This window comes from Aeromonas sp. 11P (genome assembly GCF_051920165.1).
GTDB lineage: Bacteria > Pseudomonadota > Gammaproteobacteria > Enterobacterales > Aeromonadaceae > Aeromonas > Aeromonas veronii.
Genome location: NZ_JBQBDJ010000004.1, coordinates 944543 through 961422 on the forward strand (window position 1 = coordinate 944543; position 16880 = coordinate 961422).

Below are 16880 nucleotides of genomic sequence, written 5' to 3' on the forward strand. Positions count from 1 at the left end.
ACGTGGTAACAACGCAGCCCCGACCCGGAGCTACGTGTTACACAATCATGCCCTTAGGCTGGATGTCACCAGGGGTAGGTAACGCCGGGCCACTCGGCCCAGGGAATCTCCCGACCCGGCAAGCGGGGCTCTGACCACTGCCACACCCTGGCGAGCCACTCGCGCAGCTGAATCTCCAGCTCATCATCCGTGATAGGCGCCTCGGCCACCTTCCAGAAGAAGAGCTCCACCGCTACCTCTGGCAGTACCGAGGGGTAAAGATAAACCCCGCCCCAAAATTGCGGCTCCCGATCCGGGCTCCAGAGGCCATAGGCAAAGGAGCGCTTGGCCAGAAACTCCGACTGCTGCCACTCCAGATCCCCTTCGTGCTGGCTCAGGCTGAAGTTGGCCGAGGGCCAGAGATCGTTCGGGCGAAACAGCTGATGAAGCTGCTCACGCTCGCGCAACATGGCGACGAACTCCACTACCGCCTGAGCGGGAGTGGCGGGTAACAGCAAGAAACGCGGGTGCCGATAGGCCTTCGGCACCCGAAACCGCTTGGGAAACGTCAGCATCAGAGCAGCTCCAGCAGGGCTTGCAATGGATGTTTGAGCTTTTCCCCCTCCATCCGCTTGACCTGACTGCGGCACGAATAGCCGGTCGCCAGACAGCGCGCTTTGGGTAGACGAGCGAGCGGGTCGGCCCAGCTCAATCCATAGATGCCCTTGGAGTTCTCCACCTGTTTGACGTCGTGACCATAGGTGCCCGCCATACCGCAGCAACCCACAGAGACCGGCTGCAAGCTTGCCCCGAAGCGGCCAAACAGGGTGCTCCAGTCACCGTGAGTGGAGGGCTTGGCAGTCTTCTCGGTGCAGTGGGCAAACAGATACCAGGGCTCCCCCCCCTCCTCGCTCTTGGTCTTGTCAGTGCTGACAGGCAACTGATCTACCGGCAGCGAGAGCAGCCACTCCTGCGGCAACAGCACCTGAAAATCACCGCGGGCCGACCCCAGCGCCTTGGCGTACTCGTCGCGATAACAGAGCACCATGGCCGGATCCACCCCCACCATGGGAATGCCAAGCGCCGCCACCTTGTTGAGGAACTGGGCGCTGTTGGCGGCGGTGCGGGCAAAGGCGCGCAGGAACCCCTTGATATGCTGGGGTTTACCATTGGGTTTAAAGGGCAGCAGGTAGGGCTGGAAGCCGAGCTTGCTGGCGAGTTTCACCAGGTCGTGCACCACGGGGGCATCGTAATAGCTGGTGAAGGGATCCTGCACGATGAGCACTACCTGCTTGCGCTGCTCGGCACTCATCCGCTCCAGTCCCGGCAGATCAAAATAGCGGGCGCGGTTGTCATGCAGGCTCTCGGCCAAGGTCGGCACCGAGAGTAGCGGCACATCGACCATGCCGATACTCTTCTCGGTCGCCTTCTGGGCCCACTCTTTTTCGAGGAAGAAGTTGACCAGCTTCGGCGCCTTGGCAAGCAGCGGTGCATAGCTCTCCACCGTGCCGACGAAATAATCCTTGGGGGCGCGCAGGTAGCGGCCGTGATAGAGCTGCATAAAGCGGGCGCGAAAATCGGGCACATCCACCTTGATCGGGCACTGGCTGGTGCACGCCTTGCAGGCCAGACAGCCCGCCATCGCCTCCATCACCTCGTGGGAGAAGTCATACTCGCCGCGCTGTTTGGCCCAGCTGTTGCGCACCTTGTCCACCAGCTGTTTGAAGCGCACACCACCGGATTGCAGCGCAACCTCTTCCGCCAGCGGGTCAAAGCCCTGCTCCGCCAGCTGACGCAACCATTCACGCATCAGGCCCGCCCGCCCCTTGGGGGAGTGGCGACGATCACGGCTGATCTTGACCGAGGGGCACATGGGGGAGTCGGTCTCGAAGGTGAAGCACAGACCATTGCCGTTGCAATCCATGGCGCGGGTGTAGCTGGAGCGCACCGCGAGCGGGATCTGGCGGTCATACTTGCCGCGCTTGGGCCCATCCACCGACACCAGCTCGGCGCCGCTACCGTAGGGGATACAGATCTTGCCCGGGTTGATGCGGTTGGTCGGGTCGAACGCCCCCTTGACCCGCTGCAGCTCTTCCCACAGCTCGCCAAAGAAGGCGGGGCTGTATTCGGAACGAAAGCCCTTGCCGTGCTCCCCCCACATCAAGCCGCCATATTTGGCGGTGAGGGCCACCACCTGATCGGAGATGCGGCGCAGCAGCACCTCCTGCTCGGGATCGCACAAATCCAGCGCCGGGCGCACGTGCAGCACACCGGCATCGACGTGGCCGAACATGCCGTAGTCGAGGCCGTGGGCATCCAGCAGGGCGCGAAACTCCATGATGAAATCTGCCAGTGACTCAGGCGGCACGGCGGTATCTTCGGTGAAGGCCACCGGCTTCTTGCGCCCTTCGGCGTTGCCCAGTAGCCCCACCGACTTCTTGCGCATGGTGTAGATGGTCTCGATGCTCGGCAAGTGGTCACACACCTGATAGCCGATGATCCCCGCCTCGCCCTTGGCCAGCAGCGCGTCGATACGGCGGCAGAGCTCTGCCACCTTGGCCTTGTGTTCTACCTCGTCGGTATCGGCAAACTCGACAATATTGAGTCCCTGCAGATCCTTGCCGGGCACATCCTGAATGAGTTCTTTGACCGAATGCCAGATGATGTCGGCGCGGGCCAGCCCGAGCACCCGGGAGTCCACCGTCTCCACCGACAGCGCTTGGGCCTCAACCATAAAGGGGGCATTGCGCAGGGCGGAGGGGAAGCTGTCGTACTTGACGTTGACCAGGGTGCGGTAGCGCGGGATGGGGGTGATGTTGAGTTTGGCTTCGGTGATAAAGCCGAGAGACCCTTCAGATCCGCACAACACCCGGCTCACATCAAGCGTGTCAGTATCGGGTTGATAGAGGTGCTTGAGATCGTAGCCGGTCAGAAAGCGGTTTAGCTTGGGGAAGGTCGCCTCGATGTCGGCGCGGCGCTCCTTGCCGATACGATAGAGGGTGCGATAGATCTCCCCTTCCCGATTCTCCAACGCCAGCTTGTCGGCCAGTCGCTCACCGGTCAGTGGCTCGGTGGCCATGATGTCGCCATTCTCCAGTACCGCTTTGAGCCCCAGCACGTGATCCGAGGTTTTGCCGTAGACCAGCGACCCCTGCCCCGAGGCGTCGGTGTTGATCATGCCGCCTAAGGTGGCGCGGTTGGAGGTGGAGAGATCCGGCGAGAAGAAGTAGCCGTGGGGCTTGAGATAGGCGTTGAGCTGGTCTTTCACCACCCCGGCCTGGGCGCGCACCCACCCCTCCTCCAGATTAATTTCCATGATCTGGTTCATATAACGGGAGAGATCGACGATAATGCCGCCGCCCAATGACTGGCCATTGGTGCCGGTACCGCCACCACGAGGGAAAAAACTCAGGGAGGCGAACGCCGGCTCTGCGGCCAGCTTGAGCATTGCTGCTATGTCGTCCGCACTGCGCGGATAGAGAACCGCCTGAGGTACTACCTGATAGACGCTGTTATCCGTCGCCATCGCCAACCGGCTTGCATAAGACTTTTCGATATCACCACGAAATGCGCTGCGCTCTAGCAACTCAAGAAACTGCAGGGTTGTGGGTGACAAACTGTCCTGGTAATCGAGTCTCGGGATCATGAATCCTTGTTCCCATCCTTTGCTTGATGCCGGCACGCCGGCGACAACGACTGGCCAGCCGCCTGTCAATGGCAGTCAGGCCAGTCCGCTCACATGTGAGCGGGCAGTATATCAGCTAGAAAACCGCTTGCGCTTGGCAATATTCACCATTTGAAAGGAGGACTTTTATGGCTCACCACAGCCATGTTATCAGTACGCTGGTCACCACCGAAAAACAGGCGCTTACCCTGTCGCTGTTCGGTTGTATCACCTTTGCCATCTTCGGCATCGGCTACGGCCTCTTCGTCGGTTCCAACGCCATCATGCTCGATGGTATCTTCACTCTGTTCAGCATGGGCATGACGGGCCTTGGCCTCATCACCGCCTATCTCGTTACCCGCCCTTCCGATGCGCGCTTCCAGTATGGCTATGCCCACTTCGAGCCCATCACCAACGTCATCAATGGCGCCATTATTCTGCTGCTCTGCCTTGGCGCTCTCTATAGCGGCATCACCACCCTGCTGGATGGCGGACGGGAGATCGATCTTGGCCACGCCCTCATCTATGCCGCAGTCTCCACCTTCTTCTGCGCCATCATCTATCGCATCGAAGCCCAGGTTGCCGAACAGGTAGACTCCGAGCTGGTGCGGGTCGACTCCAAGGAGTGGCTGGTGGATACCCTGCTCAGCGCCACCCTGCTGATTGGCTTTGTGGTTGCCATTGGCCTCGATGCCATCGGCTACGGCCAATACAACCGCTACATAGACCCGGTGCTGGTCTCGCTGCTGGCTCTCTGTGCCACCCTCATTCCCATCAAGGTGCTCGGTCGCAACCTGCGGGAAGTGTTGAAGATCGCCCCCAAGGGGGATGTGCCACGGCAAGTCGAGCAGGAGATCGAGGCGCTGCGCCAGCGCCACGGCATCGAGTGCTACAGCCATCTGGCCAAAAGCGGTCGCCGCTTCGATCTGGAATTGAACATTCTGGTGGCGCCGGGTCAGGAGTGGCCCGTCGAACGTCAGGATGCCCTGCGTCAGGAGCTCTGGTCTCGCCTTGGCGACACCCTGGGGGATGCCTGGCTCTCGGTCTGTTTCACCCGCGAAAAGCGCTGGTTGTAACGACCGCACGGGGAGCGCGGCGCGGCCGCCTCCCCCTGTCGCATCACAACCCCATCACGTCCCACTGACACTGCTCTTGCCAAATTGGCGCCAGCCGCTATCATCAGGGCTCATTTTTCACCCGAGGTTTTATTGCCCATCATGGACAATCCCCGAAGTTGCCCTTCGTCTCTCTCTGTCAAAGCCTATCTTTTTCTGCTTAATCAGCGCCTCTGAATAACACCTTTGCCTTGCTGTTACTGCGGCCATCTTGCGCCGTGATCACTGTTTGCTCTGTCTGTTTTTATTGAGGTCGTCACAATGGAATTGCTGCTGGATCCCCATATCTGGATCGGTCTGTTTACCCTGATCATTCTGGAAATCGTGCTGGGGATCGACAACCTGGTCTTTATCGCCATTCTGGTGAAAAAACTGCCCCCCGCCCAACGGGACAAGGCCCGCGTCATCGGCCTGTCGCTGGCCCTGCTGATGCGCCTTGGGCTCTTGAGCGTCATGTCATGGCTGGTCACCCTGACCACCCCGATTTTGCACCTGTGGGATCACCCCTTCTCCGGTCGGGATCTGATCCTGATGGGGGGCGGCCTGTTCCTGCTGTTCAAGGCTACCTCCGAGCTGCATGAACGGCTGGAAGCCAAACCCCAGGATGATGGCCCGGTCGGCGCCTACGCCAGCTTCGGCGTGGTGATCGCCCAAATTCTGGTGCTCGATGCGGTCTTCTCGCTCGACTCCATCATCACCGCCGTCGGCATGGTGGAGCACCTTGGCGTAATGATGGCCGCCGTGACCATCGCCATGGTGGTGATGGTGCTCGCCTCCAAACCGCTGACCCGCTTCGTCAACGCTCATCCAACCGTGGTGGTGCTCTGCCTGAGCTTCCTGCTGATGATCGGCTTCAGCCTGGTGGCGGAAGGATTCGGCTTCCATATTCCGAAGGGCTACCTCTACGCAGCCATCGGCTTCTCGGTGCTGATCGAGTTTTTCAACCAGCTGGCCCAGCGCAGCGCCATGCGTCACGAATCCAAACAGCCCCTGCGTGAGCGCACCACCGCCGCCATCTTCAAGCTGATGGGGAGCAAGGCCTATCAGGATCAGCCGGATGACGATCTGGATGCCCCTGCCGTAGCGCCGGTGAGCTTTGGCGAGGAGGAGCGCTATATGGTGACCGGAGTGCTGTCGCTGGCCGAGCGCTCCATTCGCACCATCATGACCCCGCGCTCGGAGATGGCCTGGATCGACATCAACGACTCCAGCGACGAGATCCGCGCCCTGTTGCAGCGCGAGCCCCACAGCCTGTTCCCTATCTGTGACGGGGATCTGGACGAGGTGATCGGAGTGGTCAAGGCGCGCGACTTGCTGTTTGCCTTGAACGAAGGGCAATCCTTAAGCGAACTGGCCAAGCAGAACGACCCCATTATCGTGCCGCAGACCATCAACGTGATCCGCCTGCTGGCGGAGCTGCGCAAAGCCAAGGGGAGCCTTATTCTGGTCTCCGACGAGTTTGGCGTGATCCAGGGGCTGGTCACCACCCACGATCTGCTGGAGGCCATCGTCGGCGAGCTGCCGGACGAGGACGAAACCCCGGATATCGTGCGCGATGGCGAAGGGTGGCTGATCAACGGCAGCACCAACATCCACCATGTGGAGCAGGTGCTGGAGCATGAGGGGCTGGTGAGCGAGAGCGACGAGTACGTGACCCTGGCGGGCATGCTGCTCTCCCACTTCGGCACTCTACCCACCCCGGGCCAGCAGTTGCAACTGCAGCAGCTCAACTTCGAGGTGATCGAGGTGAGCGAGCGGCGCATCGAGCGGGTGAAAGTGATGCCCGCCACGGCTTGAGCCTGCCACCAGCAGAAAACCGAAGAGGGCAAGACGGCCCTCTTTTTTATGCTTCAACTTTATGCCTCAACGCCTTCTTTCCCGGCGGGTTGCACTGATTGCTGCATCAAGCACAATTCTCTTGTGCAATTACCCCTCTTTTTCACAACAAGATGGCGGCATAAAGTGGCCTCACTTCCACCATGAGGAACTCAAGATGAGCCACGATCACCTGTTCTGCCCGCTGCGCCTCGGCCAGCTGCACCTTGCCAACCGCATCGTCATGCCCCCCATGACCCGCTCCCGTGCCAGTCAGCCGGGTGATGTGGCCAACGCCATGATGGCGAGCTACTACGCCCAGCGCGCCGAGGCGGGTCTGATCATCAGCGAAGGCACCCAGATCGATCCCATGGGCAAGGGCTATGCCTGGACGCCGGGCATCTACAGCGCAGAGCAGATCGCTGGCTGGAAGCTTGTGACCGATGCCGTGCACGCCAAGGGAGGCACCATCTTCGCCCAGCTCTGGCACGTAGGCCGGGTCACCCATCCGGACAACATCGGCGGCGCCCAGCCCATCTCCGCTTCAGCTCTGCCCGCAGTGGGCGTCAAGGTGTTCGTCGATAACGGCAGCGATGCGCCGGGCTTTGTCGAGACCGTCACTCCGCGCGCCATGACTCAAGCCGATATCGATGCGGTAGTGGGCCAGTTCCGTCAGGCGGCTCGCAACGCCATCAGCGCCGGTTTTGACGGCATCGAGCTGCACGCCGCCAACGGTTATCTGATCAACCAGTTCCTCGACTCCGAATCCAACGCCCGCACCGACAGTTACGGCGGATCGCTGGAGAACCGGCTGCGCTTTCTCAAAGAGGTGACCGAGGCGGTCTGCAGCGAAATCGGCGCCGACCGGGTCGGGGTGCGTCTTGCGCCGCTCACCACCCTCAACGGCACAGTCGATGCCAATCCGCAGGAGACCTATCTGGCGGCCGCCCGCCTGCTGGGCCAGCTCAACGTGGTCTACCTGCACATTGCCGAGGCGGACTGGGACGATGCCCCCCTGATGCCGGAGAACTTCAAGCTGGGTCTGCGCGATGCCTTCCCCAACACCCTAATCTACGCCGGCAAATATGATGGCAAGCGGGCTCGCGCCGCCCTCGAAGCGGGCTGGGCCGACATGATTGGCTTTGGCCGTCCCTTCGTCGCCAACCCGGATCTGCCGAACCGGCTGCGCCACGGCTATCCGCTGGCCCCCCACGATCCGGCCACCCTGTTTGGCGGCGGTGAGAAGGGGCTGACAGACTACCCCGTCTATCAGACCGATGACGCAGCGACCAGCCGCTGATTGCCAATGGCCAACCGGCCACGTAAAGCAGGCCCCACAGGTTGGGGCCTGCCGTATTGTTGTCCATTCACAGCAGTGACGGTTTCACTGTCTTACTGCTGCAATGATCTCGTGCTTCTCTCCCCTCGTTTTCACAAGGAGTCATCATGAATCACACCCAAGCCTGGTGCTGGCATGCCCCCGGTGAACCGACCCAGCTTACCCTCGCCGCTCTGCCCCTGGCACCGCTCGCCCCTGACGAGGTACTGGTGGCAAACCGGGTTATCGCCTTCAATCCAGTGGACTGGAAGCTGATCGAATATGGCCACTCCAACTGGCAGGAGGGTCAGGTGCCCGGCGTTGATGGCATGGGCACTATCGTGGCCCTCGGCGCCAACGTCAGCCATCTGCGTCTCGGTGCCCGGGTCGCCTACCACACCGATCTGCGCCACCACGGCAGCTTTGCCCGCCACACCCGGGTACCAGCCCGCGCCCTGCTGCCAGTGCCCGATGCCCTGAGTGACGAGGTGGCAGCCGCCCTGCCCTGTCCCGGCCTCACCGCCTGGCAGGCGCTGGCCAAGCTGCCGCGCCTGCACGGGGAAGCGCTGCTCATAACCGGCGCTGGCAGCAGCGTCGGCCGCTTTGCGGTGCAGCTCGCCCTCCAGCAAGGAGCGCGGGTCTTTGCCAGCGCCAGCTCACGCCACCATCACTGGCTCAAGCAGATAGGTGTGCAGGGGGTGGCCGATTATCGGGATCCCGACTGGCTGGCCACCTTGCAGACTGCCAACGGCAACGAGCCGTTCGAGGGGATCATCGATCTGGTCTCCAGCCAACAGGCAGAGAGCCTGCTGCCCGCCCTTGGCTACTACGGTCACATGGTGACTGTGCTGGGGCGTATTCCTCACAATCCGTTGCCCGCCTTTAGCCATTGCCACTCATTGCACGAGATTGCGCTGGGCGCCCAGCACGCCTTTGGCACCGACAAGCAGTGGAGCAGACTGGTGGCCGCTGGTGTCGCCATGATGGCGCAGATGGCGAGTGGCGAGCTGACCCTGCCGCCACTGGTGGTGGGCGACTTTGAGGCACTGCCGACCCTACTCGAGCGTTTCAAGCGCGAAGGACAGGGTGAGAAGTTTCTGGTGCGAGTGGCATAACGCTGACCTGCCCCGATAACCACACCGACCATTGAAACGAAAGAGGCCCGCCAGTGATGGCGGGCCTCTCTTTATATAGTGCATGTCATCTCGACTTCATTGGCGCCTGACTCAATGCAAGATCACCCCGTGAGTCGCGGCATAACTGCGGATCTCCCGGGTCAGCCGCGCCTTGTCCGCCAGAGAGAGCCAGCTCGCCTCAACGGCATTGAGCGACAAGCGGCAGAGCTGACTCATGGTCGCGCCAAGGCCATCGGCCAGCGCCGCAAAGTTGGCATTCATATAGCCGCCAAAGTAGGCGGGATCGTCCGAGTTGATGGTGACGCAGAGCCCCTGCTCCAGCAGCTGCAACACATTGTGCTGGGCCATATCGCCGAACACCTTGAGTCTTGTGTTGGAGAGAGGGCAGACGGTGAGCGGCAGCCTAGTATCGGCCAGATAGCGCAGCAGCTCGGGATCATCGGCCGAGCGCACCCCGTGATCGATGCGGCATACCTGAAGCTCGTTGATCGCCTGCCAGATGTAGTCGGCAGGCCCCTCTTCACCGGCATGGGCCACCACCGGCAGCCCCAGCTTGCGGCAGCGGGCAAAGACCCGGGCAAACTTGGTCGGTGGATTGCCCTTCTCCCCCGAGTCGAGGCCGATACCGTGAATGCGTGACAGGAAGGGCATAGCCTCTTCCAACGTCGCAAAGGCATCCTCTTCGCTCAGGTGGCGCAAAAAGCTCATGATCAGCCGCCAGCTGATGCCAAACTCCTTCTCCCCGGTCTGCAGCGCCCGCTCGATGCCGCCCAGCACGGTAGCAAAGGGGACGCCGCGGGCGGTGTGGGTCTGCGGGTCAAAGAAGATCTCCACATGCACCACCTTGTCGGCAGCGCAACGTTCAAGATAGGCCCAGGTGAGGTCGAAAAAATCCTGCTCGGTCACCAGCACGCTGGCACCGCGATAGTAGAGATCGAGAAAGGATTGCAGGCAGTCAAAATCATAGGCGGCGCGCACGCTGGCCACATCAGGCCAGGGCAGCGGGATGTTATTGCGGCGGCCCAGCTCAAACATCAGCTCGGGTTCGAGGCTGCCTTCGATATGCAGGTGCAGCTCCAGTTTCGGCAGTCCGGCGATAAATTGCGCGGCGGTGAGGTGTTCGGGTGTGACTGGCTTGGGAATCGGGGTGTCCATAGCGACGGCTCCATCAGCAAAGTGATCCGGCGTCAGCCCCTCCACCAGACTGACCCGACGGCAGCTTTATTGTGCACCGAAGTGGCGAGACAGGGGAGACTTGTCATCAAACAGACTTATAATGGCGTCACAAAAATCATAATTGATTGAACATCTTAACGATTGGCGGCTCGCCTGCGCCCTGACAAGGAGTTTTCATGAAGAAGAACGTCATCTGCGATATCGACGGTGTCATCCTGCACAATAACGATCTCATCCCCGGTGCCGACCGTTTTGTCCATCGCCTGCTGGAGCAGGGTAGCAAGCTCTTGTTCCTCACCAACTACCCGGCCCAGACCCAGAAAGATCTGCAAAACCGCTTCCGCTCCGCCGGGATCGAGGTGCCGGAGGAGTGCTTCTACACCTCCGCCATGGGCACCGCCGACTTCCTCAAGCGTCAGGATGGCAAGAAGGCCTATGTGATCGGTGAAGGGGCCCTGACCCACGAACTCTACAAGGCCGGTTTCACCATCACCGATATCGACCCCGACTTCGTGGTGGTGGGGGAGACCCGCAACTACAACTGGACCATGATGCAACAGGGGGCCAAGTTCGTCGATCAGGGGGCCCGCTTTATCGCCACCAACCCCGACACCCACGGCCCCATGATGCACCCGGCCTGCGGCGCCCTGTGCGCCCCCATCGAGCGGATGACTGGCAAGAAGCCGTTCTATGTCGGCAAACCGAGCGCCTGGATCATCCGTGCGGCACTCAACCGGATGGAGGCCCACTCCGACGACACCATCATCATCGGCGACAACCTGCGTACCGACATTCTGGCGGGCTTTCAGGCGGGTCTCGAGACGGTGCTGGTGCTCTCCGGGGTGAGCAAGGTCGCCGATATCGACCGCATGCCGTTTCGCCCGAACCATATTTTCGACTCCGTGGTCGACATCGATATCGTCTAATCACCACCCAAGCGTTAAACAGGGCAGGTCTCTCCTGCCCTTGCAGGATCTGTTATGGAACCCATTCTGATCGCCGTGGCCTTTGGCTGCGGCATGGTAGTCAATCTGATTGGCCTGCCCCCCCTGCTCGGCTTCCTGGCCGCCGGTTTTATCCTCAACGGCATGGGATATGAAAATACCCCCGCCCTGAGCGAGGTGGCCGATCTCGGCGTCACCCTGCTGCTGTTCACCATCGGCCTCAAGCTCAATATCAAAACCCTGATGCGGCGCGATGTGTGGGGCACCACCAGCCTGCATCTGCTGCTCTCCACCCTGCTCTTTACCGTGGTGCTGCTGGTCTGCAAGGGACTGGGGCTTGAACTTGCCCTCTCGCTGGACTGGAAACTGGCGCTGCTGCTGGGCTTTGCCCTCTCCTTCTCCAGCACCGTCTTTGCGGTCAAGGTGCTGGAAGATCGCAGCGATATGAATGCCCTCTACGCCCGCATCGCCATCGGGGTGCTGGTGATGCAGGATGTGTTCGCGGTGGCGTTTCTGGCCTTCTCCAGCGGCAAATGGCCCAGCATCTGGGCGCTCTGGGTGCTGGGACTGCCGCTGCTGCGCCCGCTGCTGTTCAAGCTCTTGGAGCGGGCTGGTCACGGCGAGTTGCAGGTGCTGTTAGGGGTCTTTCTGGCGCTGGTGGTGGGAGCCGCCGGGTTTGAAGTAGTCGGCCTCAAACCGGATCTCGGAGCCCTTATCATCGGCATGATGCTCGCCTCTCATCCGGCAGCAGCGGGGCTGGCCAAGGCGCTCTTCAACCTCAAAGACCTGTTTCTTATCTGCTTCTTTCTCACCATCGGTCTTAACGGTCTGCCGACCCACGACACTATGCTGCTGGCGCTGGCGCTGGTGCTGGCCCTGCCGCTCAAAAGCGCGCTCTACTATCTGGTCTACAGCGGCGCTCACCTGCGGGTGCGCACCGCCCTGCTCTCCACCCTGGCGCTTACCAACTTCTCGGAGTTTGGCCTGATCGTCGCGGCTATCGCCGCCAAGGCGGGCTGGCTCTCCTACGAGTGGCTGGTGGCGGTTTCGCTGGCGCTGGCGGCGAGCTTTATGATCTCCGCTCCGCTCAATGCCCAGAGTGAGCGCATCTACCACCGTATCGGTCACTGGCTCAAGGGGTTGCAGGCGAGCAACCTTCATCCGGAAGACAGGCCCATTGAGCTTGGCGATGCGGAGGTGATCATCCTCGGCATGGGACGGATCGGTCAGGGGGCCTATTTCGAACTGGAGAACAAGTACGGCAACGTCATCCTCGGGGTGGAGAACGACAGCGAGAAGCTGCCTACCCTGCGCGCCCAGGGGATGAACGTCATCGAGGGGGATGCCACCGATACCGACTTCTGGGACAAGGTACTGCTCTCCAATCAGGTCAATCTGGTGCTGCTGGCGATGCCCCACCACTCGGGGAATCTCTACGCCATCGAGAAGCTGCGCAGCCATGGCTTTGCCGGCAAGATAGCCGCCATCGTCCGCTTCGAGGATGATATCGCCTCCCTCAAGGAGCAAGGGGTGGATGCGGTGTTCAACGTCTACAACGAAGCGGGCAGCGGCTTTGCCCGCCATGTGATCCGCCGCTTGCAGCCGCTCTGATCCTGCGGCCAGCGGCTCTTGGCAAGGGAGTGCACATCGTTTAAGTTATGCACAACCTCGTTTAATAAAACGAACAAACGCGGGGCCGGGATGGCCCCGCATTCCTATCTGCCGCAGCCAAGGAGGCACCATGAAGACCCTCAACGACTGGATTTTGCTCGACCGCCACGAGACGGCCCCTACTCCGCTGATGCCAGCCCCCGAGCGCATTAAAGCAGGCCATCCGAGTCAGACGGTGTGGAACCACTACTCCGACCCCAGCCAGCAGTTTCACGTGGGCTTCTGGAACTGCGAGCCGGGCCGCTGGGCCATCCACTACACCGAGCACGAGTATTGCCAGCTGCTGGAGGGGGATGTGGTGATCCACGACAGTCTGGGCGGCCAGCTGGCCCTCAAACCCGGCGATCAATTCGTCATTCCCGCCGGTTTTGTCGGAGAGTGGGAGACCCTCACCCCCTGTCGCAAGGTCTACGTCATCTTCGAACCCGCCTCGGCTTGACGTTCACGTCACCCTGCCCCGTTGCAACAGCCCTTATCCTGTTGATCCGCTTGACGCTTACGGCATGATTTTCTGCGGTTTTCCCGCTTGCAAAAGGTTTTTCCGCTAGGCATTGTGTCTGACGAGGAATGTAAATGGAATTTCGAGCCCAAACGTGGGGGGCTCATATAAAAATCAAGAGGATTACCGCCAATGTGTTCAATTTTCGGCATTCTGGATATCAAGTCCGATGCAGTTGCCCTGCGCAAATCGGCGCTGGAGATGTCCAAGCGACTTCGTCACCGCGGGCCTGACTGGTCCGGCGTCTACAGCTCCGACAAAGCCATTCTGGTGCACGAGCGTCTGGCCATCGTCGACCCGGGCAATGGCGCCCAGCCGCTCTACAACCCCGAGCGCACCCATGTGCTGGCGGTCAACGGCGAGATCTACAACCACAAGGAGCTGGAGAAGACTCTCAAGGTCGACTTTCAGTTTCAGACCAAATCCGACTGTGAAGTGCTGCTGGCCCTCTACAAGGAGAAAGGCCCGGCGTTTCTCGACGATCTCAACGGCATCTTTGCCTTTATCCTTTATGACGCCGAACAGGATGCCTACCTGATTGGTCGCGACCACATGGGGATCATCCCCCTCTATACCGGTCGTGACGAGCACGGCAACTTCTATGTCGCCTCCGAGATGAAGGCGCTGGTGCCGGTCTGCAAAAGTGTCGAAACCTTCCCGCCGGGACACTACCTGTGGAGCAAGGATGGCGAGCTCAAACAGTGGTACAAGCGCGACTGGATGGAGTACGCCGCGGTCGAGCACAACGTCAGCGACAAGGCCGAGCTGAAAGCCGCGCTGGAAGCGGCAGTCAAACGCCAGCTGATGTGCGACGTACCTTATGGCGTGCTGCTCTCCGGCGGGCTGGACTCCTCCGTCATCTCCGCCATTACCAAGCTCTATGCGGCGCGCCGCATCGAGGACGATGGCAAGAGCGAAGCCTGGTGGCCGCAACTGCACTCCTTCGCCGTCGGGCTGGAAGGCTCACCTGATCTCGCCGCCGCCCGCAAGGTGGCTGATCATCTGGGCACCATCCACCACCAGATCCACTTCACCGTGCAGGAAGGTCTGGATGCCCTGACGGATGTCATCTATCACCTCGAGACCTATGACGTCACCACCATCCGCGCCTCCACGCCCATGTATCTGATGGCCCGCTACATCAAGGCGATGGGGATCAAGATGGTGCTCTCCGGCGAAGGCTCCGACGAGCTGTTCGGTGGCTACCTCTACTTCCACAAAGCGCCCAACGCCCGCGAGTTCCACGAAGAGAACGTGCGCAAGCTCGCCTCTTTGCACCTCTATGACTGCCTGCGCGCCAACAAGTCTATGGCCGCCTGGGGTGTCGAAGGTCGCGTGCCCTTCCTCGACAAAGAGTTCATGGACGTGGCGATGCGCCTGCAGCCCGCCGACAAGATGTGTGGCAAGGGCAAGATCGAGAAGCACATCCTGCGCGAAGCGTTCGAAGATCTGCTACCCCACGAAGTGGCGTGGCGCCAGAAGGAGCAGTTCTCCGATGGCGTGGGCTATTCGTGGATCGACAGCCTGAAAGCCATGGTGGAACAGGAAGTGACGGATCAGATGTTCGAAGCGGCTGCATTCCGCTTCCCCATCAACACCCCGCTCACCAAGGAGGCCTACTTCTACCGCGCCATCTTCGACGAGCACTTCCCGCTGGAAGCCGCCGCCCGCACCGTGCCCTACGGCAAGTCGGTCGCCTGCTCCACTCCTACCGCGCTGGAGTGGGATGCCAAGTTCAAGGAGATGGCCGACCCGTCAGGCCGCGCCGTAATGGACGTGCACCAGCAGGGCTACTGAGCCTGTACACCAAACCGAGCGGATAACGTCAGATAGCAAAAAGCCCTTCACCACGGTGAAGGGCTTTTTCATCTCCCCGCGGTCACGCCTGTCAAATCACATCAGACCATCGCAGATAGTTGATTTTTCATAAATATTTAATTTTTTACCTAAGGACCATGCATTGACAGGGAGCGCGTCAATTGACTATGCCTGAAGGGTGATCAACAGGATCACCACGATGACAACAAGGAGCGGGAGGGGGCATGGACGCTAACACTCTATCAAGGATCGGCCTGCTGACAGCACTGCTTGCCAGTCCGTCTGCAATGGCCAATGACAATATCGTGGTACTGCAGCTTGGCAGGGCCTTCAGCAATGAAAAGCTCGACATCAACATCGCCGACGCCAAGTTCCATCACATGTTCTGGCGCTGGGGAGACTCAGGCTGTCAATTTGGACTGGGGGTACGTGGCGGCACACTCAAGGTAGAAGATGAAGAGACCGCCAGACTGGGGGGCGGTGCCCGTATCGAATGCCAATGGGGTAACTGGGTAACCTGGCTCCCCGGCGAAATGGTATGGCTCGATCAGTACCAATTTGGCACTCGCGGCCACGGCTACAAGGATTACGGCGGCCCCTTCCAGTTCGCTCTGGGTATCGGCCTAGGTTACGCCATCACCAAGAATTGGCTGATCGGCTATCAGTATGAGCACATGTCCAACGCCTATATGTATGACAAGAACCCGGGGCTGGACAGCCATACCTTCCATATCGAGTACCGGTTCTGATTACAGGCTAATGCCTTGGTCTGTAGACTACGCAGCGGAATACAGGTGTGCATGGTCCAAAACGACCAGACGATAACATCGTTCACCAACGGCGAACCACCGAGAAGAAGAGTATCGACGTGCAGCTACAAGAACGCAGGAGTGATAACAGGATCCGAGAATGACCCCATAATGTGGGGCCATTCTCGTTTCTGTCTGACAGCACACCGAAACATGGCCAGGGAAAGGCGCCGCATGAAGTGCGCCATCAGGCAGAGCGGCATCATACAAGAAGATCCTGTTACTCAACATTACAGGAAGGGTGAACCGCTTAAAAAAGCGCTGTCGCCACTTTGTCGCCATTTAGGCAAAAGAAAAAGGCCACTATCTCTAGTGGCCTTCTGTAACTCTTTGATTTTAATGGCGAGGCCGGAATCGAAGATGGCACACCAAAGCCTTTAAAATCAACAAATGCACATTATAAAAACTTCATCGTATACCTATCCGTATACCAATAATATTTTAGTGCCACAGCCCCTGCATGGATCTCTGTGACTAGGTTGGATCTTATACGTACAGGGGATCGAGGAAGTCGCGCATCTTGCTGATTGAATCCAACAAGAATCTCAATCAACAAAGGTGATACTCCAACCGGTACACTAGCAAGGAGCAGCTGAAGCATTGCAGGCTGGTCTGGGGGTAAATCAATCCGCCAGTTCGCTGCCCTATCTCTCAGCTTAACGCTTCTCAATTTCGCTAAACCACTCCCCGGTACTCCAGTTACCGGTATTCTGGCTCGTTCTGACCCTGACCGGAAAATTTATCAACCGGAGCGCCTTGTCATGAACATGCATCGCGCTTTCCTTGTATCTACCCATACTCATTTTTAGTGACTTATTTGCGTCATTGGTGATGATCACGTACCCATTATCAATCACACAGCGAGTCAACACCCCAAAATCATGCCAAACAAAACCACTCATCATTAATCCTTACCGTAACGTTGAACAACAACCG

13 protein-coding genes are annotated in these 16880 nt (G+C 59.8%); 9 read left to right on the top strand and 4 right to left on the bottom strand.

Annotation, left to right across the window (positions count from 1 at the left end):
* Window positions 1-65: 65 nt before the first annotated feature.
* A complete protein-coding gene (locus ACTG1P_RS04465) occupies window positions 66-554 on the bottom strand; it encodes a hypothetical protein (protein WP_440000595.1) in 489 nt (162 codons plus the stop codon).
* Window positions 554-3625, bottom strand: coding sequence for a D-2-hydroxyglutarate dehydrogenase YdiJ (ydiJ, locus tag ACTG1P_RS04470; RefSeq protein WP_440000596.1), 3072 nt, complete (start codon window positions 3623-3625; stop codon window positions 554-556). The genes ACTG1P_RS04465 and ydiJ overlap by 1 nt, the downstream gene beginning before the upstream one ends.
* Before the next feature lie 167 nt (window positions 3626-3792).
* Here ydiJ and ACTG1P_RS04475 point away from each other — a divergent pair, with 167 nt between their 5' ends.
* The 4 genes from ACTG1P_RS04475 to ACTG1P_RS04490 all read left to right on the top strand — a co-directional run bounded on the left by ACTG1P_RS04475 (window position 3793) and on the right by ACTG1P_RS04490 (window position 9006).
* The gene (locus ACTG1P_RS04475; RefSeq protein WP_075115152.1) at window positions 3793-4719 is read left to right on the top strand and encodes a cation diffusion facilitator family transporter; all 927 of its coding nucleotides are present in this window, start codon (window positions 3793-3795) and stop codon (window positions 4717-4719) included.
* A gap of 300 nt (window positions 4720-5019) precedes the next feature.
* The gene (locus ACTG1P_RS04480; RefSeq protein WP_101531322.1) at window positions 5020-6555 is read left to right on the top strand and encodes a TerC family protein; all 1536 of its coding nucleotides are present in this window, start codon (window positions 5020-5022) and stop codon (window positions 6553-6555) included.
* 196 nt (window positions 6556-6751) lie between these two features.
* Window positions 6752-7873: an alkene reductase gene (locus tag ACTG1P_RS04485; protein ID WP_440000597.1), complete on the top strand. Its 1122-nt coding sequence runs from the start codon at window positions 6752-6754 to the stop codon at window positions 7871-7873.
* 146 nt (window positions 7874-8019) lie between these two features.
* Window positions 8020-9006 carry a zinc-binding dehydrogenase gene (locus ACTG1P_RS04490; RefSeq protein ID WP_440000598.1) on the top strand — a complete coding sequence of 329 codons (987 nt, stop codon included), beginning with the start codon at window positions 8020-8022 and terminating at the stop codon, window positions 9004-9006.
* Between the two features lie 111 nt (window positions 9007-9117).
* On the opposite strand, the gene ACTG1P_RS04495 is transcribed toward ACTG1P_RS04490, so the two are convergent.
* Entirely contained in the window at window positions 9118-10182 is a 1065-nt protein-coding gene (locus tag ACTG1P_RS04495; protein WP_440000599.1) for an adenosine deaminase, read from the bottom strand.
* A gap of 197 nt (window positions 10183-10379) precedes the next feature.
* On the opposite strand from ACTG1P_RS04495, the gene ACTG1P_RS04500 reads away from it, so the two are divergent.
* The 5 genes from ACTG1P_RS04500 to ACTG1P_RS04520 all read left to right on the top strand — a co-directional run bounded on the left by ACTG1P_RS04500 (window position 10380) and on the right by ACTG1P_RS04520 (window position 15884).
* Entirely contained in the window at window positions 10380-11129 is a 750-nt protein-coding gene (locus ACTG1P_RS04500; RefSeq protein ID WP_005337281.1) for an HAD-IIA family hydrolase, read from the top strand.
* Between the two features lie 54 nt (window positions 11130-11183).
* On the top strand, window positions 11184-12758 hold the full coding sequence (locus ACTG1P_RS04505) for a cation:proton antiporter domain-containing protein (protein ID WP_440000600.1): 1575 nt from the start codon (window positions 11184-11186) through the stop codon (window positions 12756-12758).
* Between the two features lie 130 nt (window positions 12759-12888).
* A complete protein-coding gene (locus ACTG1P_RS04510) occupies window positions 12889-13257 on the top strand; it encodes a cupin domain-containing protein (RefSeq protein WP_440000601.1) in 369 nt (122 codons plus the stop codon).
* A gap of 192 nt (window positions 13258-13449) precedes the next feature.
* Window positions 13450-15114, top strand: a complete 1665-nt coding sequence (gene asnB / locus ACTG1P_RS04515; protein ID WP_005337293.1) for an asparagine synthase B — start codon at window positions 13450-13452, stop codon at window positions 15112-15114.
* 245 nt (window positions 15115-15359) lie between these two features.
* Window positions 15360-15884 carry an acyloxyacyl hydrolase gene (locus tag ACTG1P_RS04520; RefSeq protein ID WP_440000602.1) on the top strand — a complete coding sequence of 175 codons (525 nt, stop codon included), beginning with the start codon at window positions 15360-15362 and terminating at the stop codon, window positions 15882-15884.
* Between the two features lie 716 nt (window positions 15885-16600).
* Here the strand turns inward: ACTG1P_RS04520 and ACTG1P_RS04525 are convergent.
* The gene (locus ACTG1P_RS04525; protein WP_005350916.1) at window positions 16601-16846 is read right to left on the bottom strand and encodes a hypothetical protein; all 246 of its coding nucleotides are present in this window, start codon (window positions 16844-16846) and stop codon (window positions 16601-16603) included.
* Window positions 16847-16880: the final 34 nt, after the last annotated feature.

Excerpts from the sequence above, each read along its gene's own strand:
- ACTG1P_RS04465 (WP_440000595.1), bottom strand. The coding sequence starts at position 554 with ATGCTGACGTTTCCCAAGCGGTTTCGGGTGCCGAAGGCCTATCGGCAC.
- ydiJ (WP_440000596.1), bottom strand. The coding sequence starts at position 3,625 with ATGATCCCGAGACTCGATTACCAGGACAGTTTGTCACCCACAACCCTG.
- ACTG1P_RS04475 (WP_075115152.1), top strand. The coding sequence starts at position 3,793 with ATGGCTCACCACAGCCATGTTATCAGTACGCTGGTCACCACCGAAAAA.
- ACTG1P_RS04480 (WP_101531322.1), top strand. The coding sequence starts at position 5,020 with ATGGAATTGCTGCTGGATCCCCATATCTGGATCGGTCTGTTTACCCTG.
- ACTG1P_RS04485 (WP_440000597.1), top strand. The coding sequence starts at position 6,752 with ATGAGCCACGATCACCTGTTCTGCCCGCTGCGCCTCGGCCAGCTGCAC.
- ACTG1P_RS04490 (WP_440000598.1), top strand. The coding sequence starts at position 8,020 with ATGAATCACACCCAAGCCTGGTGCTGGCATGCCCCCGGTGAACCGACC.
- ACTG1P_RS04495 (WP_440000599.1), bottom strand. The coding sequence starts at position 10,182 with ATGGACACCCCGATTCCCAAGCCAGTCACACCCGAACACCTCACCGCC.
- ACTG1P_RS04500 (WP_005337281.1), top strand. The coding sequence starts at position 10,380 with ATGAAGAAGAACGTCATCTGCGATATCGACGGTGTCATCCTGCACAAT.
- ACTG1P_RS04505 (WP_440000600.1), top strand. The coding sequence starts at position 11,184 with ATGGAACCCATTCTGATCGCCGTGGCCTTTGGCTGCGGCATGGTAGTC.
- ACTG1P_RS04510 (WP_440000601.1), top strand. The coding sequence starts at position 12,889 with ATGAAGACCCTCAACGACTGGATTTTGCTCGACCGCCACGAGACGGCC.
- asnB (WP_005337293.1), top strand. The coding sequence starts at position 13,450 with ATGTGTTCAATTTTCGGCATTCTGGATATCAAGTCCGATGCAGTTGCC.
- ACTG1P_RS04520 (WP_440000602.1), top strand. The coding sequence starts at position 15,360 with ATGGACGCTAACACTCTATCAAGGATCGGCCTGCTGACAGCACTGCTT.
- ACTG1P_RS04525 (WP_005350916.1), bottom strand. The coding sequence starts at position 16,846 with ATGAGTGGTTTTGTTTGGCATGATTTTGGGGTGTTGACTCGCTGTGTG.